Origin of the sequence: Streptococcus sanguinis (assembly GCF_900635155.1) — a bacterium.
Taxonomy (GTDB): Bacteria; Bacillota; Bacilli; order Lactobacillales; family Streptococcaceae; genus Streptococcus; species Streptococcus sanguinis_G.
This window is the reverse complement of sequence record NZ_LR134002.1, coordinates 727,440-749,583: the sequence shown is the minus strand read 5'-3', so window position 1 is coordinate 749,583 and position 22,144 is coordinate 727,440. Positions and strand designations below refer to the sequence as shown.

The window sequence follows — 22,144 nt, the reverse complement described above, 5'->3', positions numbered from 1 at the left end:
TATGTCTTATTATACCACTCTTGTCTTAACTTTAGCCACAATCCCATCTGGGTCTGTGACTTCTAGCTCTTGGGAGCTAATCCATCGGACTGGCGCTTGCAGCTCCAGAGCATTTTCATAAATTGCTACTAACTCTTCTTTTCCTTGAACTTGCGCTTCAAAATAGGCTAGTCCCATTTGCTTAGGTTGGCGATGATTCAAGTGAGAACCTCCCCATTCATTAACTGCTAAATGATGATGGTAGTTTCCTGATGCCAGCCAGCTAGCAGAAGGTACAGAAAATTTATCCTCCAAGCTTAGAAGCTTTTGGTAAAAATGACTGGCAGCTCTGCTATTTTTCACAGACAGATGGACATGGCCCATACGAGTGCCCTCTGCAATACTAAACGGTTGGACTTCCTGACCTAGTTCATAGATTTCTTGAGCCGCGAGCGCTTCCGTCACTCCGATAATGCGACCATCCTCTCGAATATCCCAATCAGCCTGAGGCTTGTCCCGATAAAGCTCAATGCCGTTGCCTTCTGGGTCTTCCAGATAAATGGCTTCACTATAACCGTGATCCGCCCCTCCAACCATAGGAACTTTACTTTCTGATAAATGCTTCAGGATATCCGCCAAGGCTTGACGGCTTGGAAGCAAAAGCGCCAGATGATAAAGACCGTAAGCCGACTTAACGGACTGCTGGTCACTGGTTACTAAGAGTCTCACCAGCACTTGTCCGTTCCTGCCCAAAGCCACCTGTCCATCCTGCTCTTCCAAAAGTTCCAGACCTAAAACTCGCTGATAAAAATCCTTTTGTCTTGCTAGGTCGGCTACATAAAGTGCCACCTCTCCTAGATAAATCTTGCTTTCATATTCAAAAGTCATATACTTTCTCCTCTCTTTAATTTTAAATGTCAGCAGTTTTCCTGCTCAATCTTTTTTTATTTTCTCAAAACAGAGATAGGTTCCTTGATATGGATTTCCACATCTCTATTTGCTCCGAAAGATTATTTTAAATTATAATCATTTATATTACATCTACTAGTATAGCACATCTTAATGTAATGTCAATGATTACATCTTGGGATATTATTCACCAAAAAAAACAATCTGCTCACTGGGAAACAGATTGTTCTTTAATTTCTTTTTCGGTTGCTTCAACGACCTCGTCAAGGCTGGTCTGAGCCAATTCAGCTTCCATGGCTGCCTGAATAGCCGCCAAGCGGTCGTCTAAGACATTGTGAATGTTCTTGCCGATAGGACAGTCTGGATTGGGCTTGTCATGAAAGCTAAAGAGCTGGCCGCTCTTGCCTAGACACTCAACCGCACTATAGACGTCCAACAGACTAATATCTTTCAAATCTTTGGCAATCTCTGCTCCTCCAGTCCCACGAGCAACAGTAATCATTCCTGCATTATTGAGCTGGGACAGGGTCTTGCGGATGATAACTGGGTTGACGCCGACACTGCCAGCAAGGATATCACTTGTCAGTTTTTGTTTTTTTCCCTCCAAAGCCAGGACAATCAGCATATGGGTGGCAATGGTAAAACGGCTAGAAATCTGCATTTTTTCTCCTCCCTTATCATTTTCTCTCACTATTATATCTCAAAAATGGTGTAACTTCAAGAGTTACGACTGGACTTTAAGAAAGCTGCAATCTCATTCGCATAGCCTTCCCGCTCACTGATTTCCCGCAGCAGGTCGTGGTTGTGGGTATGGTGAATACCATTGACCAAACTCTCCCGATAAATCTCATAGTAAGGCAAGTGGAGCTCCCGAGCCAATCGCAGTTCCTGCTCCACATCGTAGGCTACGCGCCGCAGGTCGACATCAGCCAGACCCGTCTCATCAATCTCTAAAATGGCATACTGGGCTCGCAAGTCCTGGCGCAAAGCCGAATCTAGAAAGAATGGCTGACCAATAGAGCCGGGATTGATAATCAGCTGGCCCTTAGTCCCATAACGAAGAAACTGCTGGTGAATATGACCATAAACAGCGATAGCGCAGTCATTTCCCTCAAAAAGGCGGTCGAAATCGCTCTGCTCGCCAATATGAATCAGCTCCCGCCCCCAATTCTTATCTGGCAGATGGTGGCTAACCGCAATCTTCATGCCTTCTACTTCTGTCAAGACCTGTAGAGGAAGTTCCTGCATATGGTCAATCTCTTCAGGACGGATTTCCTCTAGAACAAAATGGCAGAGCCGGGTCAGGTAGAGATGGCTGGGACGAGCCAAATCCAGCTTTTGGTGCAGGGCATGCCAGAGACTGTCTTCCCAATTCCCTCTGACCTGGAGGCTGATATGCAGCTGCTCCATCCTATCTAAGATATTTCTGCGACCGGTTCCTGGCAGGAGCAAGTCCCCCAAAAACCAATAATCTGTCACCTGCTGGCTTTCCGCATCCGCCAGTACTGCTTCCAAGGCTGTGCTATTCCCATGCACATCTGATAATAAGGCAATTTTTCGTGTCATCGTGCGTCTTTCTCTTTCTTTACAAGGAATATTATATCAAAGTTCAAAAAAACTTCCACCCATCAAGTGAGTGAAAGTTTTGAAGTGTTTTTTTATCAATCAACAGACTTAAGTGCTTCCAGCATATCTACCCGTCTGAGACGGTAATTGACAAAGAAGCCAAGCAAGGTCAGGATAAGAGTCACTGCAGTTAGAGGAAACAGATAGACTGAGGGACTTACTTGAGGGTTTAAGCTGATAATGCTAGGCGCAACCTTCTCAATCAAAAAACGATGCAGGAAGAAACCGCCTAGAAGTCCAACTACCATCCCAATTACTGACAGAATAATGGTCTCTCGATAGATATAAAGTGTCACTTCCTTATTATGAAAGCCCAGAACCTTAATGGTAGACAGCTCGCGAATCCGCTCAGCCACATTGATATTGGTCAGATTGTAGAGAATGACAACTGCTAGAAGAACAGAGATCACCACCAAAATAAGCATCGTGTTATTAAGAGAATCAGCTAGAACGTTGAACTGCTTCACCATGCTAGCATTTTGGGAAACACTCTTGACAGACTTGAGGCTCATAAATTCATTGGCCTTGTCGACAATATTTTTACTAGAAGAGTCCTTGAGCCGCACTAGATAAGTATTTTTATCGGGCTTTTTCCCGTAAATTTTCTGGTAGTCAGTTGCCTTCATGAAGGCAAAATGACCAAAATGATTCTCATTGACTGCTGCAAGCTTGACAGACTTGCCATCCAGCTCTATACTGCCACCGGGGCTAACTCCAGCTATGCGGGCCAATTTATCCGAAACCACTGCACCGTCCTTGAGAGTTAGCTTTTGCTGCTTGTCGGGACTTTCTAACGAGATGAACGGTTCAAAATTTTCCTTGTCCGTAACCATCAAAGTGACTGACTCTGTCTCTTTTTTTCCTTTGTATTTCTCTGTCAAGGTTTCACTATAGATCTCCTGATAATCAGCAATCGAGCCATCAGCCAACATCTTTTTCAGCTTGTCTTGCTCAGCTTGATTCTCCCCAGGATTGACAGCGACAATCAAGTCGTATCGCAGAATCTCCTCAAACTGACGTTTGGGAATACCACCAATAGAAGATTGGAGTCCTAAACCGGCAAAGAGCAGGGCAACAGAACCCGCCACACCAAAGATGGTCATAAACATCCGCTGCTTATAGCGAAAGATATTGCGAGCTGTGACCTTCTGAGTAAAGCTAAGATGTCGCCAGATAAAGGACAGTCTTTCCAAAAAGATCTTGGAGCCTTTGACCGGTGGCTTGGGCAAAAGCAAGTGAGCTGCTTCTTCTGTCAACTCCCGTCTTGCCACCAAATAGGCAGGGAGAACACTGGATAGAAGGGAAAGTCCCAGGGCCAGTAAACTATAGGAAATATAAAAATAAGCATGAGGGGCAGAAAGCACCATCCCTCTGGTAATAATAGAAGAAATCACACCTGACAAGAAATAATGTCCCAACAGAATTCCTATGAGGGTACCTAGACTCCCCGCCACCAAACCGTAAAGAGCAAACTTTCGAATGATATCTCGACTATGATAGCCTAGAGCCTTAAAGACACCTGCATTTGTTCGCTCTTCATCGACAAAGCGAGTCATGGTGGTAAAGGTCACCATAGCTGCCACCAGATAGAGCACCACCGGGAAGATATTACCAATCGACGCAATACTATTCATGGAGTTTTTATACATATGATAGCCATTGCCACCTGACAGGGACTTGCGGTCATAGCTATGATAGGCAGGCTCTTTCAAACGACTCAAGTCTGCCTTAGCGCCAGCTAGCTTGTCCTTGCTAGTTGATAAGTCTTTCTCTGCCTGTGCGAGGTCTGCTTTTTTCTGATTGAGCTGGGACTCAGCTTCCTGAATCTGCTGCCGGCTCTGACTGAGCTGATCGGGAGCTAGGATAGAAGCGGATTGAGCTGCCGCTAGCTGGCTTTTTTGCTGGTCTAGCTGACTCTGAGCTTGCTCTAACTGTTTTTTCCCTTGGCTCAGTTCACTCTCGGCCTGACTAATCTTATCTTCACCATCCTGAATGGTGCTTTTGGCATCCGCCTCTAATCGCTTAAACCGGGCCGCTACATTATCTTCAAGGCTCTTGTCCAAAGCAGTCTGGTGCTCCTCCAAACGCTCCTGATAACTTGCAGAGAAGGGAGCCAGCTTTTCTAAATCATGATAGCGCAGGCGGGCAATACTGTAAACATCTGTATCAAAGACCTTGGGGCTGACTACAGCATAGGCTGATAAAGCCCCGCTGCCACTAGTCGCATTGCCCAGATTTCTATCAGACCAGAGCTCTGCCGAATTGACAAAACCCACAATCTTATAAGTCTTGTTTTTCAGAACTGACCGACTGCCTGCTTTCTCGGTCAGATCAATCTCCTGGCCAAGCTTGTATTTTTTAGACCAAAAGCTAGCTAAGGCAATTTCTTGCTCATTCTTGGGAAGACGGCCGGAGGTCACTTGAAAGTTTGAAATATCCTTGGTATCTGAGAATACTCGGAGAGCCTCCTCGTCTACGGTGACATCTGTCAGATAGCCAAACTCGACATCAGCTCCCTTAATAGCTTCCAACTCTTTCTGATCCGCCTTATCCAAACCATAGTCCGCCATAACAGCCAAGTCCATGGTTCGTTGCTCTTTCAAGTAATCTGTTGCTGTTCTGCGCATATTGGGTGGAGCGACCTTAAGTCCCACGAGAGCTAAAGAGCCCAGCATCATGAGGATTAAAATAGATAGGAAACGTCCTTTTGAGCTAGTGAAGGAGCGCAGAATATCTTTCCAATAAATCTTTCTCTTCATATCAATACTCCAATGTACTTATATCCTGAGGCTCTTCATTGACTGTAACACTCTTGACTCTCGCATCGTGCATGCGGATAACCCGGTCAGCAATGGGAGCCAAGGCAGCATTATGGGTCACGATAATAACTGTCGCTCCTTGATTGCGGGACATATCCTGTAAGATTTGTAGCACTTGCTTGCCAGTATTGTAGTCCAGAGCCCCTGTCGGCTCATCGCAGAGCAAAATCTTGGGATTTTTTGCCACAGCCCGAGCAATGGACACCCTCTGCTGCTCCCCACCTGATAGCTGAGCAGGAAAGTTATTGAGGCGTTTTTCCAGACCAACTGCGGTCAGAGCTGCCACTGGATCTTGAGCGTCCTTGACGATTTCAGAAGCCAATTCGACATTTTCCTTAGCCGTCAGGTTAGGCACCAAATTATAAAACTGAAAGACGAAGCCCACGTCATTGCGGCGATAGTCCGTCAGCTGGTGAGAATTGTAGTCAGCAATATTCTGTCCGTCTATCAAGATGTCTCCCTCATCATTGATATCCATACCGCCAAGGATATTAAGAACTGTAGACTTACCGGCACCAGAAGCACCCAGGATAATAACCAGTTCCCCCTTTTCAATCTCAAAAGAAATATCGTGATTGGCGACTATTTCCGTATCCCCCATCTGATAACGTTTAAAGCTATGTTTCATTTCAATATAAGCCATATCGTTTCTCTCCTTTTCAAACCCTATCTCCTTAAATCAACAAGGTGTTGATTCTAAATCACAGATATTATATAATGAGCTTAGATAAAAAGCAATAACCAAAATTCAACAAAGTGTTGATTTAAGCAAAAAGGGAAGAAAAAATGATCCAGAAAAGAAAAACCAGCACTAAGGAAGACATCAAGGAAGCCTTGATTCAGCTGCTTTCAGAAGAAAAATTCGAGAACATCTCTATCAGTAAGCTCTGCAAGCGGGCTGGGATTAATCGCGGCACCTTCTACCTCCACTACCAAGATAAGTATCAGATGGTTGATAGTCTCAAAAGTGACATTATTTCCCAACTTTCTAGTTATAGTATGTTTGAAGTGGAGAACGAATATCCCAAAAAATTAATGATAGCAAAATTTCATATACTGCGCGCTAATGAACGTCTTATCAATGCCCTGACCAGAAGCCATTATATTGACTTTCGAGAGGCTATTCGGGAGTACATAACCACTATCATTCTGAGTGACAAGCAAGAGACTGCTACCCAGCGTTTTTTAGAGGAGAACTTTCAGATTCCTCCGAAATATGCACTGGAAATCTTCCTATCCAGTGTTGAGGGGATTATTTCTCTTTGGATAGCTGGCGGAGCTCAAGAAGAACCTGAAGAACTCACTGACATAATTTTGACTACTTATAACTATGACTATTTGAGATAAGGGCTCTAGCTTGAAGGATGACCTAGACAAAAGTCGTTTTTTCCACTAAGAAAGGCCGGACATATTGCTCGGCCTTCTTTTTATTTTAGATTAGTTTTTCTTTGTTTTCTTCAAAAGGAAGAAGACTCCTGCTAGGATAATCAAGCCAGCAAGGCCCATGATGGTGACTTGCTCACCTGTTGATGGCAGGTCTTTTTTCTTGGCCTTGACGGACTGCTCATTTCGATACTGCACTTGATAGACAGAGAAATGATTGGTCGTGAAGCTGATAGTCTGGTTTTGATTAACCGTTACATCAAACTTCTCAACCTGCTTGCCATTTTCATCCAGAGCATAGACGGCATCTACTGGCAGGTCCTTGCGAACTGGAATCGTCACAAGGGTCGGACTGACCTGATGCACTGGCTGACCATTCGGATCGGTCAAGCGAATGTCATAGGTATCTGTCGGCTGATTCTTGCTTTCCAGTTTTTGCACAGACAGCTGAAGACCGCCCTTGACTAAGTCAGCATTTTTCAAGCGAATACCAGTTGCAACATCCACCAAGCTGTCATCTTCTACATTGACTTCCGTCCGTGTATCAGAACTGCTAGAAGTTGCTGAAGAGGAAGAACTGGATGAGCTTTGAGATGACGAAGAGCTGCTAGAATCTTTGCTGGAGCTGGAAGGAGTAGTTTTTGTTGCTTCCTTGATTTTAGCTTCCATTTCAGCTTCTAGCTCTTTCATTTCCTTAAAGACTTGCGCTGCTCGAGCCTGTGTTTCTTCTGTAACTTTTGCTGAGGAGTCTGGCAGAGCTGCATTGGCTGCATCTAGAGCATTTTGTTCCTCAATAAAGCGGGCTTCCAAGGCCTTCCATCTGTCTTGGACAGAAGTACCAAAGAGGTCTTGATGCTTGGCTGCCATATCGTAGATATGAGATGCTACCCAGTACCAAGAGTCTGGACTGTAGCCAGTTGTGTTGACCTTATAAGCATCGTAAGTATCTGTGATATTACCATTATAAGGCAGGTAAGGTGAGAAGCGAGGGCTGCCTACCGCTAGCCACATAGTGCCTCCGCCCATATTGGCTGGAACGCCGTCTTTAAGCTGGAAGATATGAGCTTCCATGACATTTGGGTTGCCCAGCGGATATTTGTAAACAGGATCTGTCGTACCGCGTTGTGGCAGCCCTTTACCATCTAGCTCCATTTGGTCCAGCGGTTTGAACTGAGTGCCCTCAAAGCGATTGCGCTGCATAGCCATGACATCTGCTACACTGATCTTTCTGTCTGTGGAGTGCATGAGATCAAAGTAAGAGTCGTTATAAGACACGGCCGCATTTGGATCCAGACTGGTGATACCTGCCCAGGCACGTGAACGATCTGCCTCTGCCATCGGTGGATTGTAGGACTGAGAAATATGGAATTTTCCGTCAATTTCTTTATAAGAATTAGCCTGCTTGGCTACATCCTGAACACCCTTTGATGCAATAACATTTTCTGTATCGTCAAAGTCAACACTGCCCAAGAAGAAAGTATTAGGAAAGACTGCATACTTGTCATCTGGGAATTTAATAGCAACATATTGGTGACCAGATAGGATTTCCATATACCAGACACCGGTCTTGTCAGCAATGGTGATAATATTCCCCTCTGCTGCTCCCTGCTCTCTGACAATTTGTGCCATCAGCTCCACACCCTGACGGGCTGTCTGAACATGGGGCAGAACGACGGTTGTCAGGATAGACTCTGCCAAGCCATTTTCTACATAAGGATCCACTTTTTGGATGGCATCATTGGCCTTGGCAGAAACTGTCGCAGAAATCGAAACACCGTATTCATTGAAGCCAACCTCGTCAAAAATACCTTGGGATGGGGTCACATCTGATACCGAAGTATACTTGTAGCTTTCTGCCGGCAGGGTCCATTCAAAGCCGTTGGTTTCATCGACCAGCTTGGCACCACTCGCATTGGTCTTTCTCGGATGAACCAGAAAGACCTTATTGTGATTGGGCTCCAAGTCCTCTGTCCGACCGTAAAGCGTCGTGCCGTCTGCAGTCAGGTCTTTCCCGACGATAAATCCTGTGCAGGCTTCAACCACTTGGAAAGGAAAGAGAAAAATGGTCGAAAGAGCTAACAAGGAACGAAACAATATTTTTTTCATAAAAATATCTCCTTTGTTTTTTTGTAAAAAATTACAAAATTAAATACTATATTCAGTATAGCCTTTTACTCCAGGTTTTGCAAGCGATTACAAGTTCTTGTTTTATATATTCCCTGAAAATTATTTAAATTTCTAAATCTGTCTTTTTCTCCTTCAAAACCAGTCGGTAAACTTCTATAAAAGTAGCAACGAGAAAGGCAAATAAGAATCCGACAACAATGTTAATCCGATGCTCTGTTTCGAAGAAAGGAGAGTTCCAAATAAAGTGATTAGCAACTGTTGATACGACGCACCAGAGACCAAAGAGGCGGTATTTCTTGTAAGCCGTGGAGAAGAGAAGATAAACTCCAACGGTTACCACTGCTGTATAGAGAGTATGTGAAGCCAATCCGCCAGCAATTCTTCCAACTGCTTCTAAGGATCCACTATATTCTCCCCCGAAAGTCACTCTGGATACATAGGCAATATCTTCTATGACTTGAAAGCCAAAGCCCGAACTTAGCCCAGCAATGAAGACTGACTGAATATCCTTGCGCCCCAAAATGTAGAGAGCTGCAAAAGCTGTCAGAGACTTGAAAAATTCCTCTGCAAAAGGAGCTGTCAGTGCATTGGTCCAAGCATTGAAAACAGCAGGATCCTTGATAAAGTTAGAGTTAATAATATCAATCAAGCTATTGCCTGCAAAACTTAGCCAGCCAGAGATAAAGGCACCTCCAAAGAGGGCTGTTCCTAGAACAATCGTCTCAACCGATAACTTTTTGGCGAGTTTTTTAATCAAGAAATAGAAAGGCAGGAAAAAGGCAGCTAAAACAGCAAAGTTCAGAACCAAGTCGCGGCCAGCTTCTAAGGTGACATCCTTCTCCGCCATGCCCCCAAGCTCAAACTGCAAGCCAATACCAGCTAGGACTAAGTAGATATAGAGAGCAATTCTTCTTGTTTTATTCATGACTGTCTGCTCCTTTTCTATTTTTTCCTTTGACAAGATAAATGGCTATTCCAATCACAGTCAAGACAAAGATACCTCCTGCAATAGCAATATCGTAGTCAAAATCTTCCAGACGAATTGTCTCCTCTGTGTCAGAGTCCTCTGACTCCTCAATCTCTTCTAAAGCACTTGTACCATATTCAGCCACGACCTTATCTTCAGCAATCTTCTGGATTTCCTTGAGGCGCTTAAAGACTAAATCCGCTCGCTCCATAGAATCCTTTGTTGCTTTCAGACTAGCTTGTTCTGGCTGTTCAGACAGACTAATCTGCTCGCTGTCATGAGCAGGCTGTTCCTCCATCCATTGGCTTTCCATACGCTCAATTTCACTGCGAATAGAGCCATCTTCAAATAGTTCTGGATATTTTGCAACCAAATCATTGATGCGGCTAACAGTCCAATACCAGGAATTCTCATTATAAGCTGTACTCATTTCTTGATAAGGCTGAGAGGTATTGCTGATATTGCCATAGTAAGGGAGGTAGGGCGCATTGCGCGGACTTCCCATGGCTAGCCAAAGAATTCCTCCTCCAGTAGAGGCAGGTAAATGATCCTTGAGCTGGAAGATGTGAGCCTCCATGACATTTGGATTGGAGATAGGATATTTATAAACTGGGTCTGCTTTGGTTTTATCTGGAATCCCTTTCCCATCCAACTCCATCTGATCTTGCGGTTTGAAGTCTGTTCCTTCCAAGCGATTGCGCTGCAAGTTCATGGCATCACGCAGACTAAGCTTGTCGCTGGTTGAGTGCATGAGTTCAAAGTATTCATCGTCATATTGCACATCTGCATTGGGATCCAGCGCCTTGATACCAGACCAAACCCGAGAGCGGTCAGCTTCAGCCAGCGGCGGATTATAGGACTGAGCTACATGAAAGCTCCCATTTATTTCCTTATAAGTCCCCGCATCACGCGCTGTTTTCTCAAGATCAGCTGAAAGAATCGTATTTTCACTACCATTTTGATCTAAACTGCCTAGGAAAAATGTATTGGGAAAAACAGCGTATTTGTCATCCGGAAACTTGATGGCAGCGTATTGGTGGCCAGAAAGGATTTCCATATACCATACACCCGTCTTGTCAGCAATCGTCACGATATTGCCTTCTGCTGCACCTTTTTCTCTGACAATTTTGGCTAAGAGCTCCACTCCCTCTTTGGCTGTTTTCACATGAGGCAGGACTACAGAAGTTAAAGCAGATTCAGCGATACCATCCTTAACATAAGGATCTACTTTTTGAATATCATCATTAGCACTGGCTGAGACTGTCGCAGAGATAGAAACGCCTTCCTCATTAAAACCGGCCTCATCGAAAACTCCCTGCTCTGGTGTCACATCCGGTACGGCCGTATACTTGTAGCTAACAGCTGGCAAATCAAAGCTAAAGCCATTGGTTTCATCTACGAATTGATCACCAGCCTTGTTATACTTGCGCTCCCGCACCACAAAATTCTTGTTGTGATTGGGCTCCAGGTCCTCTGTTCGACCATAGAGAGTCGAACCATCCGTCGTCAAATCCTTCCCGATAATAAATCCGGTACAGGCTGAGACAGCCTGAAAAGGGAAGAGTGTAAGAAGCATCAAGGCTGGAATAGCCCAACTGAAAAATTTCTTTTTCATCAGTTTCTCCTTTGTATATTAATTGATAAAATATTTATCGCATATTTAGTATACTATTCTCTTACCATGGTTGCAAGCGTTTCCAAAATCTCTTCTACCGCCTAAAATGAATAAATTCCCCTAGGAAAAAATTACTCTAGCTCTATACCTAGTAGCCCCTCCAAACCTCTTGTATAAATTTCCATAGATGTATATCAAGCTGCATAAAAATTTTTTTGTAAAAGAAAAAAGCCAGATAAAATCTGACTTTAAAGACACGTGGCTGCGGAGGCACAACCCGCAGCCGCGCAAGTGTCGCAGGAAAGAATGGATAGGAGAAAAAGAATGAACTTCTCTCCTATTACCAAACTGGTTGTGCTTCATAGCTTAGATTATTTTACCATCTTCTCTAGACAAGCAATCTTACCATACGCTGACCCGCTTATCTGGAGCCAGATACATGGCATCGCCTTCCTTGATTTCTGGATATGTTTCATAAAAGTCCTCTACATTTTTGAGCTGCTGGTTGACCTGTAGCTCGGCCGGAGCATGGACATCCACCTTCAAGAGAAGTTGGTTAAATTGCAGACTGGCCTTGCTTCTCCAGATATTGGCATAGTTTTCAAAGTAATTCTTCAAGTCTGCATCTGGATATTTCTTTTTAACGACTTCTAGAGTAGCTGAAAGTCCACCCGCATCGGCTACATTTTCTGTTACCGTAAGCTTGCCATTGACCTTGCCGCCGTAGATTTCAATACCATCCCACTGCTTGGTAACAGCTTCAATTTTCTTGTCAAAAGCTTTCTTATCTGCTTCTGTCCACCAATTGTTCAAATTCCCCTCTTCATCAAAGTTTGCACCGTTTGAGTCGAAGGCGTGAGTAATCTCATGACCAATAACCATACCGATACCGCCGTAGTTCTTTTCCATCTCTTGCTTAACATCAAAGAATGGATTCTGCAGGATTGCGGCTGGGAAGTTGATACTGTTATTTTCCTGTGAGTAGTAAGCGTTGATATCATAGGAAGGCATCACCCACTCGGTCTTGTCTACTGGCTCAGAGAAGTGCTCAACATCATATTGATTTTTTGCCTGACTCAAAGCAATTGCATTTTCAAAGAAGGATTTCTTGTCGTCCACTTTCAAGGCCTTAGTCACTTCGCGAACTTTTTCAGGATAGCCGATATAGAGTTTCATGGTATCCAGCTTCTTGACTGCTTTCTGCTTGGTTTCTTCTGACAGCCATTCGTTTTTCAGCATACGTTCCCGATAGACTTCCTTGATATCCTTGACCATTTGGGTCACTTCTTGCTTGGCTTCCTCACCGAAATATTTGCGTCCATAGTAAAGACTGAAGACATCTGAAAAAGTTCCTGTTGTCAGATCGTATGCTGCATCTTCTTTTGAAGTTGCTTCCTTAGTACCTTGCAAGGATTTTTGGTACTCTGCAAAAATCAGCCGATAGTCATCGGTTAGAAAACTAGATGCTGATGCTGCCTGCTTCACAAGCATCCAAGATTTGATCTTGCCAAAGTTCTTGTCATTAACTACCTTGGCAAAATTTTCATAATATTTAGGATTAGGAACGTTGACATCACCAGCTTCCTGGCCTAGATAGTCATTGATAATATCGTGAAACTTAAAGGTATCAGAGTAGGCATTGATGTCTTCTGCCGTCTTAAGATGGTGAAGATTTTTAATTTCCGAAGCTTCTTCATTGCTTTGGGCATACTTGGCCAATTCTCCATCAAATTCTAAGGCTTCTTTGACGATCTTTTCGCTGTCTTTTTCACTGTAGCCTAGCTTTTGAAAGGCTTCTTTGAATGCTTTTTCCAGCGGATCCATCATCCTTTTCTTAGCACCTTCATCTTCATAGTAGCTCTTATCCGGCAGCATAAGACTTGGACTGGACAAATTCACTTGTTTCTGATTGGTATTTTCCAGGTTAGAACTAATTTCAAGGGTAAACGGCAGTGCTAGACCACGCTTTTCCCAGTCAACAGCCTTGCTAGCCAGGTCCTTCAGGTCGGACAAATCTTCAATTTCCTTGAGATAGGACTTGAGAGGGGCTAGGCCATCCTTTTCCCGCTGCTTGAAGTCAGTAGCCTGCTGGTAGTATTTGATAAACTCGGGCATGCCTTCAATCGTTGACTCTTCTTTACCAGAGACTAGATTTTTGACATCCGCCTTCATCTTATCCTTGACCTGCTCGTTCAGCTCATAAAACACACCATTAGATGGCTGATCGCTAGGGATTTCTGCCTTTTCCAGCCATTTTTTATTGATGGCTTGATAGTAATTGGTTCTCACTGTGGCATTCTTATCGACCGGTGTCTCCTGAGGGACAAAGGTCTTATAAGCCAAGTAGCCACCGGCAGCCAAGATTAGGCCGGTCACAGTCAACGTAGAAGTTAGAATGATTTTCGTTCTTTTCTTCATGAGTTCCTCCTTGTATATTAAGTAAAATATAATTGACTTTTTTATTTTACTCATTTACTTTAACATATTCTTTTTTCCTCGTCAACAGAAAACTGAAGATCTGGAAAAATTTGCCGCAAGAGGAGAAAATAAGGTCTTTCAGTCTGCTTTTAAAAGTGTTCTGGTCTAGACTCACACTTAAAGAAGAACTAAAGTTTTCTACCAGCTGTCCTGTTGCTTCCAGCTCTTTTCTCTCCCCCTTGCACTTTCTAGTATAGCCTTCAAACTTCAGATATTTCTCAAGAAATTCTAAAATATTTCTAAAGTTTTTTACTAAAATAAAAAAGACTGGGACAAAAATGCCTCAGTCTAGCTTTATTATGTTCAAAAAATATTGAGGCTGAGACAATTTAAATTGTCTCCCAGACCTTTTAAACCAGAACCTCAAAATAAGTGAGCCAAGTTAAATTTTCAAAAATTAACTTCTGCCCTAGCATCTTCTACTGAACCTTTTTAGCCAGCATCGTCGCAAAGCGCAGCTGAATTCGATTGCCATTTTCATCACAGCGATGGAGGTGCCCAGGATTTTCATTGTACTTAACCAGCTCCCAGCTTTTATAATAGTCGGCAAGCTCACCTTCCTTAAAAGTAAAAGGAAAAGGCACAGTGCAAGGAAAGTCTTTTGTATCCATAGCACAGACGATGAGATTATAGCCACCAAGCGCTGTCTGCTCCTGCATATTGCGGATAATATCCGGAATCCGCTCCGCCTGCAGGAACATAAGTACAACAGTGGAAACGATCAAATCATAAGTCTGAGTCAAACTAGCTAAGTTGATGTCGTAGCTACCCACTGGCAGATCTAAATCCTCCTGCTCCACAATGCTCCGTAAGATCTCCAGTGCCAGCTCATTCTGATCTACAGCCGTCACTTCAAAACCCTGCTTGGCCAGAAAGAGAGCATTGCGACCTTGACCACAGCCTAGATCTAACGCCCGCCCTGGTCGGACTGTTTGCATAGCTTCCAAAACCTCTGAGTGAACGGGATTGCTACCGTATTTTTTAGGGAAATAATCCTCAGGCCGACAGTAAAACTCCAAATACCACTCCAAATCATCTGTCAGAGCTTCGACCCGATGCCAAGCTTGGGGCTGGGCAAAAGGATTGTCCTGACCAGCCTCAAAGATGTGCTCAGCCAGCTCCTCACCTTCCTCTGACATCTCAACAAACTTAAGGCGTCCCTTGAGAACAGTGATTTTGCCCCAAGTTCCCTCTTTGGTATTGTGCTTTCTCTTTACCGCTTCTGGCATGGTCTCAGCCGTCCACAGCGGCATACGTTTATAAGCTAACAATTCTTCTGTCATAAAAAATCCTTTCTCTGAAAGCAAACTACGAATAATCTAACTGTCTTTATCATACTCGAAAAGCACAGACTTGACAAGTGGCAAAGTGGCCAGAACTTTTTTGTTTGGCAATTTCAACAACGAACAATTTAAGATGGCTACTGTAGATGAGAATCACTAATATAAACCTAAAAAAGACCGGTCGCCCAGTCTTTTATCTTGTATTAAAGTTCTTCATCTGTCTTGCGATGTCGCGGTTTTGCTCGCGGCGTTTGATGGACTCGCGCTTGTCGTAATCGTGCTTCCCTTTGGCTAGACCCAGGAGCAGCTTAGCATAGCCGTCCTTGAGATAGACCTTGAGCGGCACCAGCGTCATACCAGTTCCCTTGGTCTCCTGCTCCAGCTTTTGGATCTGCTTCTTATGCAGCAACAGCTTTCTGCGACGTTCAGGCTCTTGGTTCCAGATATTGCCCTCTTCATAAGGCGCGATATGGACATTGCTGAGCCAGGCCTCACCGTTCTTGATCTGGGCAAAGCCGTCTTTGAGATTGATGCGGGCAGCCCGGACGCTTTTAATCTCCGTCCCTGTCAGCACCATGCCAGCTTCGATGGTATCCACAATGGTGTAGTCGTGTCTGGCCTTTTTATTTTGCGCGACGACCTTTCCTTCTCCCTTTGCCATGCTTGGCTCCTTTCTTGACTAGTTCCTTGTAAAATGCCTTCTGACTCTTGCCTTTCTTGGACTTCTTATCTTTCTTATCTCTGTAGCCTTTTTCTTTGGAAGAATGGCTGCGCTTGTCATCCTCACGGCGTCTCTTTCTGCCTGACCTGCCTCTGCTACTCTTGCTAGTCTTTTCTACCAGGTCAAATTCACTAGGCAGGTATTCAAAGTCAATCTCGCCTGTAGCCTTATCCGCTCGAACCAGCTTGATGCGAATCTGCTGGCCGACCTTGAAGACCACGCCAGACTTTTCTCCTTGCAGGGTCATCGTCCGCTCATTGTAGCTGTAAAACTCTGGCAGGTTTGTAACATGAATCAAGCCTTCGACCGTATTGGGCAGTTCAACGAAAAGTCCAAACTTGACCACGCTTGAAACTACGCCGTCAAACTCTTCCCAAACAAATTCTTCCATGTACTCAGCCTTCTTCATGGCTTCGACTTCACGCTCGGCTTCGATAGCCCTACGCTCTCGACTGGAAGACTGACTGGCAATCTCTGGAATCACTTGCTCAAAATGCGCTGCTATTTCTTTAGACTTGCCATAATCCCTCACCATCCTATGAACCAGAAGGTCCGGATAGCGGCGAATCGGACTGGTGAAATGCGTATAAAACTCCGCTGCCAGACCATAGTGGCCGTGATTGTGCTCAGAGTAGCGAGCCTGCTGCATGGAGCGCAGAAGCATCATAGACAGGACATCTTCATAAGGCTGGTCTTTGACCGCCTTCATAATATCCTGCAGAGCCTGCTGACTCATAGAGTTAGCCGTCCCGTAAATCCGAATCCCAAAGCTAGAGGCGTAGTCGATGAACTTCTGTACCTTCTCCGCCTTAGGCTCCTCGTGGATCCGATAGATAAAGGGCAGATTTAGCTTAGCAAAATGCTCAGCCACCGTCTCATTCGCCACCAACATAAAGGACTCAATCATGCGCTCAGCAATTCCCCGTTGACGCAGGACAATATCCACCGGCCGACCTTCTTTGTTGACCATGATTTTGGCTTCATTGGTGTCAAAGTTAAGCGCACCGCGTTTAAATCGCATGCTTTCCAGAATCTCATGCAGCTGGATCATGCTGTCAATACTAGGCACAATAACCTTGAACTGCTCAGCCTTTTCCTGGTCCCCAGCGATGATGTTGTTGACATCACTGTAGGTCATACGAAAGGTCGTCTTGATGACTGTCTGCGTAATGGTATGCTTAACCACGCGCCCCTTGGCATCAATCTCCATGATTGCCGACTGGGTCAGCCGGTCCACATTGGGATTAAGGGAGCAGATTCCGTTTGACAGGCGCTCCGGCAGCATAGGCACGACGCGGTCGGTCACATAGACAGAGGTTGCCCGATTGAGGGCTTCCTTGTCCAGCTCAGAACCTTCCTTGACATAGTAGGACACATCTGCGATATGGACACCTAGCTCAAAATTGCCATTTTTCAAGCACTTGATATGAACCGCATCGTCCAAGTCCTTGGCATCTGCCCCATCGATGGTAAAGGTAATCTCATCGCGCAGATCCAAACGCCCTGCCAAATCACTCTCAGTTGGTGCATCTGGAACTCGCTCGGCTTCTTCCAAGACCTTTTCTGGAAATTCGGAGACAATGTCCATCGACTCCAGCACTTCCAGTACATCAATGCCTGGGTCGTTGACATGACCGACTACATCGACCAGGCTCGCCACGAAGAAATCGTGTTTCTTGGTCGGATATTTGTCAATAGCAACCTTGAGTACCTCTGTGCCATCTAAAACCATGGCTGGTTTTTTGACATAAATAGGCTGACGGATTTTCTGATTTTTCGAGCTGATATAGCCGGCATACTTGGGCTTTTCCTCATCCAGAACCAGCTGGCCAACCGCTGACGTCAGGCTGTGCTCCAAAATATCGATAATCTTTGCCTCAGCTGATGTTCCCTTGATCCGGTCTGCCACCTTGGTGATGACTACTTCCACCGTATCGCCATCAATAGCATGATTGACATCATTGCGGCCGACAAAGAGGTCATCCTCTTCCTCATTCAGGGTGACAAAGCCAAAGCCATTCTTGTGAGCATGAAAAATACCCTTGAGCGTCAGACGCTCCTGCTTTTTCTTCTCATAAAGCTCAATCCGCCCCTCGTTATCAAAGCGAATCTGATGCTTTCTTTCCATCTGGGAGATGGTCTTAACCAAGCTACTAAAATCCTTGGAAGACTCTTTCCCCAAAGCAGCCGCCAGCTCATCTACGCTAGCCTGCTGCCTGTCTTTTAAATATTCAATGATTTCTGATTTCATATTCCTCTTCTCTTAATGAGCGTTTTCTTCATCCTTGCTAAATCTCTTTAAAACTTAAAAAATAGGCCAAGACGAAGTCAGAGCCCATTTTATTTACTAGATAATACTGCTAATACCAATGCAATCAGTAGCCAGAAGAAAATCATGATTCCCGTCATACGCTGCATCACAGCTTCAAAACCTCGTGCCTTAGGACGTTCAAACAAGTCGTTAGCACTGGCATCAAACACGTTGCTGGACTGATTTTTAGTTGGCTGCATGAAAATTGCAATGACAATAATAGCTGATAAAATGACTAAAATGGTTAATAATAGGTTGTACATAAATAAAAACTCCTTAAAATCCTATCTATTTTATCATAAAATCTACTTGGATTCAAGATGTAAAGTAACTTTTCTTTCCTTAGGACAATACTTTAAGACCTCAATTTTTTCCGGATGCGTTTTAGTATTTTTGCTGGTCAGATAATTCTGACTGCCGCAGCTGGAACATTTTAAATTTATTTTAACGCGCACTAGATATCCTTCTTTTTAAATAAATTTCGAAAACTAAAGAGATTAGCCAACATACTGACGGCGACCAGCCCTGCTGTTGCATAAAAGACTGAATGATAGCCATAGGCTGCCGCAATGAACGATCCAGACATAGGGCCGACCACTCCACCCAGATAAAAGAAAATCTGATTATAGCTGAAAATCCTAGAGATTCCAAACTTGGGTGTTATCTTGCTTAGCAGGGCATTGACTCCTGGTATCAGCGCACCTGTTCCTAGGCCAAATAAAAAGCGATAAAAGCCCAGCTGCATAGGGGAGCCAGCATTGGCACAGAGCAGATAAATCAGGATTGAATAGAACTGAGCCAGCACTAGAAGCCGGTGATTGCCGATACGGTCTCCCAAACGCCCCAGAATGCTGGAGCTCATCATGCTGGAAAGTCCCATGCTAGAAACGATGAGACCCGAAACAAAGATCAGATTGTCCTTTTGCCCTAGCTCTCTGACATAGAGGGAAAGGATGGGACTGATAGATTGAGCTGCAAACTGGATGACAAAGCTGGTCAGAAAGAGATTCATCAGCATCTTAGGATACCTGAGTTGACGCAGCAATTCCTTAAAGCCTACCTCTTCTTTTCGGGTCACTGGCACAAAATCCTCCCGAATCAAGTAAAAGGTCATCAAGGCTGCCACTAGAAAGAAGCCGCCAATAAGAAGAAAAACATTGCGAATACCGAACATCTCCGCAATCAGACCTCCAATAAAGGGCCCCATAAGATTACCTGCAACGACACCGGTCGAGAGAGTTCCCAGAGCATAACCAGTTTTTTCCTTGGGAGCCTGACTGGCAATCAGAGCTGTACTGTTGGGAACATAACCAGCGAAAACACCGTTTAGAAAGCGTAGGAGCAAGAGCCAGAAAATGTTGGGCACAAAAGCAATGCCGCCCATCGTGAAAACCATAGCAGTAGCTGCACGTATCATCATAGGCTTGCGACCATATCGGTCCGCTAGACTTCCCCATACAGGAGAGAGCAGTGCCGCTGAGATTGCAGAGAGAGAAATCCCTAGCCCAGCGTAATACTCCACCTCATGACCTCTGGCACCTAGCTGCTCCACGAAAAGTGGCATAAAAGGCGTCACCAAAGAAATGCTGGCACCAGTCAGGAAGTTCCCAAACCAAGCGACTTTCAGGTTATGTTTCCAATTTACTTGTGTCGTGATAAATCATCTTCTTTCTAATTTCTGCAAAGCATCGCGAATCTGCTGTCGGGTAGCTTCACGCGGACCATTATTATCAATCAACACGTCCGCCCTCTTTCGTTTTTCTCGAAGAGATAGCTGAGCTGCTATGCGTTTTTCCGCCTCTTCCTGACTGAGACCGTTTCGAGTCATAAGGCGGCTGAGCTGAGTTTCCTCTGTCACGTCCACCAGCCAGATTTGGTCAAACCAGTCTTCATATTGTAACTCAAACAGCAAGGGAAGGTCCATAAAAAAGATATCTTCCATCTCTTCCAGCAAATCTCGCCTGCCAGCCAGTTCCTCGTGGATTATCTGGTTTTGTATTTGACTGGACTGGGCTAAGAGTTCGGGATTCCCAAAAATCATAGCTCCCAGCTTGGGCCGGTCCAAGCGCCCATCTTCCTGTAAGATAGCTGGACCAAAAGCGGATAAAAGAGCTTGATAAAGCCGTTCCCCTGGCTCCTGCAGCTCATGCACTACTTGATCCGCATCAATGACTTTGTAGCCCTGCTGCCTCAAAAACTCTGTCACTGTTGACTTACCCGAGGCAATGCCACCAGTGATACCGATAATTCTTGCCATGGCAGCTACCTCGCTTTCTGGCAATGAGGACAGAGATGGGTACCGCGTCCGCCCAGCTTAATTTTCTCAATCGAGCTGCCGCATCTAGCGCAGGGTTGACCAGTCTTTCCATAGACCTGCAGAAAATCCTGCATCGTGCCGTCTTCACCCAAAGCATTGCGGTAGGTCCGAATGGTCGATCCTCTCTTTTCAATCCCAAGCTGCAAAACTTCTATAATCTGCTCACGCAGCCGCTTGACTTCAGCAGGCTTTAGACTAGATGCTGGCCTTGCCGGATGAATCCTCGCCAGCCAAAGGGCCTCATCTACATAGATATTTCCTAGCCCAACGACCAAGGTCTGCTCTAGCAAATAGGGTTTGATGGGCTTCTTGGAACGACTCAAAGCTGCTGCAAAAGGCGACAAAAGAAAGTTCGCCTCTGTCGGCTCAGGACCAAGCTTTCTGGAAGCAAAATAAGCCTCCAGCTGATCCTTTCTCAACAGTTCCATGGTCCCAAACTTGCGGACATCCTCATAAACAAGCGTCCCACCATCTGTCATCTCGAAAAAGACATGGGCATGTTTTCTCTCAGGCACCGCATCAGAATAAAAAAGATACTTGCCTTCCATTCGCAGATGGGAAACCAGCACTCCGCCTGTCAGGTAAAAGAGCAAATACTTGCCCCGACGGCCAATCCTTTCAATGGTCTGACCTGGCAAATCATGGACAAAGCTATCCACTCCCGTACCGATCATCTTGGCATAGCGGACCTGCACTTGATCAATCATCTTGCCAACAACCAGACGCTCCAAACCGCGCCGAACCGTTTCCACTTCAGGTAATTCAGGCATAAAGCTCCTTTCTATATTCTATTTATTAGTCAGAAATATACTCTAAAATATCAGCAGGCTGACAATCCAGCGTTTCACAGATAGCCAGCAAGGTTGCAAAGCGAATACCTTTAGCCTTACCTGTTTTTAGAATAGACAAATTTGCTTGTGTAATGCCAATAATTTCCGCCAATTCTTTAGAGGTCAAGCCCTTTTTTTCCAATACTTTATCTAAATTAACTTTGATTTTTCCCATCACACAAAACCATCTACATCTTCTTGAATCGTCTTCCCGTTTTTTATGACAAGATGCAAGACCCCTAAGACAACTACCAAAGCCAGACTATCAATATAGGGCAGAAATATATTATCTACAAACTCTATCCACGACTGTATAGATTTTTGACCGATAAAAATATCCCATATAATACTACCAATAGGTAAACAAGTAACCAAAATCAACAGATATTTACTAATACTATAACTTTCGTTCGTAAAAAACTGGTGAACTAGCATGCAGTGTAGAAAAGAACGAATCAGACCAAAGAGCAAAATCGGAAGCAAACCCAGCCAGATCATTTCATAAGATAACCTTAATAACTCTGCAAGTGGGGTAGCAGTTGATTGCCAGTTATAAATCATCAAGACAATGGCTACAAAACCTCTAGCTAAAAACCAGAAAGCACAAAATATTTGTACCAAACAAGTAATTATGGTTATTACTTGTTTCAAAATTCGCATCTTCATAGCTTACCTCCTTATTGTTTTACGATAATTTACCCTTACAATTATTATAAAACAATAATTTAACTAGGTCAAGAAATATTGTAAAACGATAATTCAATCAAACTATGCAGTAT

At 44.4% G+C, this 22,144-nt stretch carries 20 protein-coding genes; 1 reads left to right on the top strand and 19 read right to left on the bottom strand.

Annotation, left to right across the window (positions count from 1 at the left end):
• Positions 1–9 precede the first annotated feature (9 nt).
• From ELZ47_RS03865 to ELZ47_RS03845, 5 genes are all read right to left on the bottom strand, one after another.
• Positions 10–867 (bottom strand): VOC family protein, encoded by an 858-nt coding sequence (locus ELZ47_RS03865; protein WP_125331750.1) that lies wholly within the window; start codon positions 865–867, stop codon positions 10–12.
• Positions 868–1,096: 229 nt separating this feature from the next.
• Entirely contained in the window at positions 1,097–1,549 is a 453-nt protein-coding gene (locus ELZ47_RS03860) for an Rrf2 family transcriptional regulator (RefSeq protein ID WP_126435308.1), read from the bottom strand.
• A 56-nt stretch (positions 1,550–1,605) separates the two neighbouring features.
• Complete coding sequence (locus ELZ47_RS03855) at positions 1,606–2,454, bottom strand: metallophosphoesterase family protein (RefSeq protein ID WP_126435307.1); 849 nt, start codon at positions 2,452–2,454, stop codon at positions 1,606–1,608.
• 95 nt (positions 2,455–2,549) lie between these two features.
• The gene (locus ELZ47_RS03850; RefSeq protein WP_126435306.1) at positions 2,550–5,273 is read right to left on the bottom strand and encodes an FtsX-like permease family protein; all 2,724 of its coding nucleotides are present in this window, start codon (positions 5,271–5,273) and stop codon (positions 2,550–2,552) included.
• Between the two features lies 1 nt (position 5,274).
• Entirely contained in the window at positions 5,275–5,976 is a 702-nt protein-coding gene (locus tag ELZ47_RS03845; RefSeq protein WP_126435305.1) for an ABC transporter ATP-binding protein, read from the bottom strand.
• Positions 5,977–6,119: 143 nt separating this feature from the next.
• Between ELZ47_RS03845 and ELZ47_RS03840 the strand changes: the two genes are divergently transcribed.
• Positions 6,120–6,680, top strand: coding sequence for a TetR/AcrR family transcriptional regulator (locus tag ELZ47_RS03840; RefSeq protein ID WP_126435304.1), 561 nt, complete (start codon positions 6,120–6,122; stop codon positions 6,678–6,680).
• A gap of 90 nt (positions 6,681–6,770) precedes the next feature.
• Here the strand turns inward: ELZ47_RS03840 and ELZ47_RS03835 are convergent, their stop codons facing one another.
• The 14 genes from ELZ47_RS03835 to ELZ47_RS03760 all read right to left on the bottom strand — a co-directional run bounded on the left by ELZ47_RS03835 (position 6,771) and on the right by ELZ47_RS03760 (position 22,031).
• The gene (locus tag ELZ47_RS03835) at positions 6,771–8,822 is read right to left on the bottom strand and encodes a C69 family dipeptidase (protein ID WP_126435303.1); all 2,052 of its coding nucleotides are present in this window, start codon (positions 8,820–8,822) and stop codon (positions 6,771–6,773) included.
• A gap of 124 nt (positions 8,823–8,946) precedes the next feature.
• On the bottom strand, positions 8,947–9,768 hold the full coding sequence (locus ELZ47_RS03830) for a PrsW family glutamic-type intramembrane protease (RefSeq protein WP_126435302.1): 822 nt from the start codon (positions 9,766–9,768) through the stop codon (positions 8,947–8,949).
• Positions 9,761–11,425, bottom strand: coding sequence for a C69 family dipeptidase (locus ELZ47_RS03825; protein WP_126435301.1), 1,665 nt, complete (start codon positions 11,423–11,425; stop codon positions 9,761–9,763). The genes ELZ47_RS03830 and ELZ47_RS03825 overlap by 8 nt, the downstream gene beginning before the upstream one ends.
• A gap of 402 nt (positions 11,426–11,827) precedes the next feature.
• A complete protein-coding gene (locus tag ELZ47_RS03815) occupies positions 11,828–13,897 on the bottom strand; it encodes a M13-type metalloendopeptidase (RefSeq protein ID WP_126435300.1) in 2,070 nt (689 codons plus the stop codon).
• A gap of 425 nt (positions 13,898–14,322) precedes the next feature.
• Positions 14,323–15,186, bottom strand: a complete 864-nt coding sequence (gene tehB, locus ELZ47_RS03805) for an SAM-dependent methyltransferase TehB (RefSeq protein WP_125331774.1) — start codon at positions 15,184–15,186, stop codon at positions 14,323–14,325.
• A gap of 193 nt (positions 15,187–15,379) precedes the next feature.
• Complete coding sequence (smpB, locus tag ELZ47_RS03800; protein WP_002894882.1) at positions 15,380–15,847, bottom strand: SsrA-binding protein SmpB; 468 nt, start codon at positions 15,845–15,847, stop codon at positions 15,380–15,382.
• Positions 15,810–18,158, bottom strand: coding sequence for a ribonuclease R (gene rnr / locus ELZ47_RS03795; protein ID WP_126435299.1), 2,349 nt, complete (start codon positions 18,156–18,158; stop codon positions 15,810–15,812). The genes smpB and rnr overlap by 38 nt, the downstream gene beginning before the upstream one ends.
• Positions 18,159–18,247: 89 nt before the next feature.
• Positions 18,248–18,481 (bottom strand): preprotein translocase subunit SecG, encoded by a 234-nt coding sequence (gene secG / locus ELZ47_RS03790; RefSeq protein WP_002894878.1) that lies wholly within the window; start codon positions 18,479–18,481, stop codon positions 18,248–18,250.
• 42 nt (positions 18,482–18,523) lie between these two features.
• Entirely contained in the window at positions 18,524–18,673 is a 150-nt protein-coding gene (gene rpmG, locus ELZ47_RS03785; protein WP_072074309.1) for a 50S ribosomal protein L33, read from the bottom strand.
• Positions 18,673–19,875, bottom strand: a complete 1,203-nt coding sequence (locus ELZ47_RS03780) for a multidrug efflux MFS transporter (RefSeq protein ID WP_312022631.1) — start codon at positions 19,873–19,875, stop codon at positions 18,673–18,675. The genes rpmG and ELZ47_RS03780 overlap by 1 nt, the downstream gene beginning before the upstream one ends.
• A 3-nt stretch (positions 19,876–19,878) precedes the next feature.
• A complete protein-coding gene (coaE, locus tag ELZ47_RS03775) occupies positions 19,879–20,475 on the bottom strand; it encodes a dephospho-CoA kinase (RefSeq protein ID WP_126435297.1) in 597 nt (198 codons plus the stop codon).
• Between the two features lie 5 nt (positions 20,476–20,480).
• Positions 20,481–21,305 (bottom strand): DNA-formamidopyrimidine glycosylase, encoded by an 825-nt coding sequence (mutM, locus tag ELZ47_RS03770; RefSeq protein WP_126435296.1) that lies wholly within the window; start codon positions 21,303–21,305, stop codon positions 20,481–20,483.
• 25 nt (positions 21,306–21,330) lie between these two features.
• Positions 21,331–21,540, bottom strand: a complete 210-nt coding sequence (locus ELZ47_RS03765) for a helix-turn-helix domain-containing protein (protein ID WP_125331780.1) — start codon at positions 21,538–21,540, stop codon at positions 21,331–21,333.
• Positions 21,540–22,031, bottom strand: a complete 492-nt coding sequence (locus ELZ47_RS03760) for a hypothetical protein (RefSeq protein ID WP_125331782.1) — start codon at positions 22,029–22,031, stop codon at positions 21,540–21,542. Before ELZ47_RS03760 ends, ELZ47_RS03765 begins: the two co-directional genes overlap by 1 nt.
• Between the last annotated feature and the right edge of the window lie 113 nt (positions 22,032–22,144).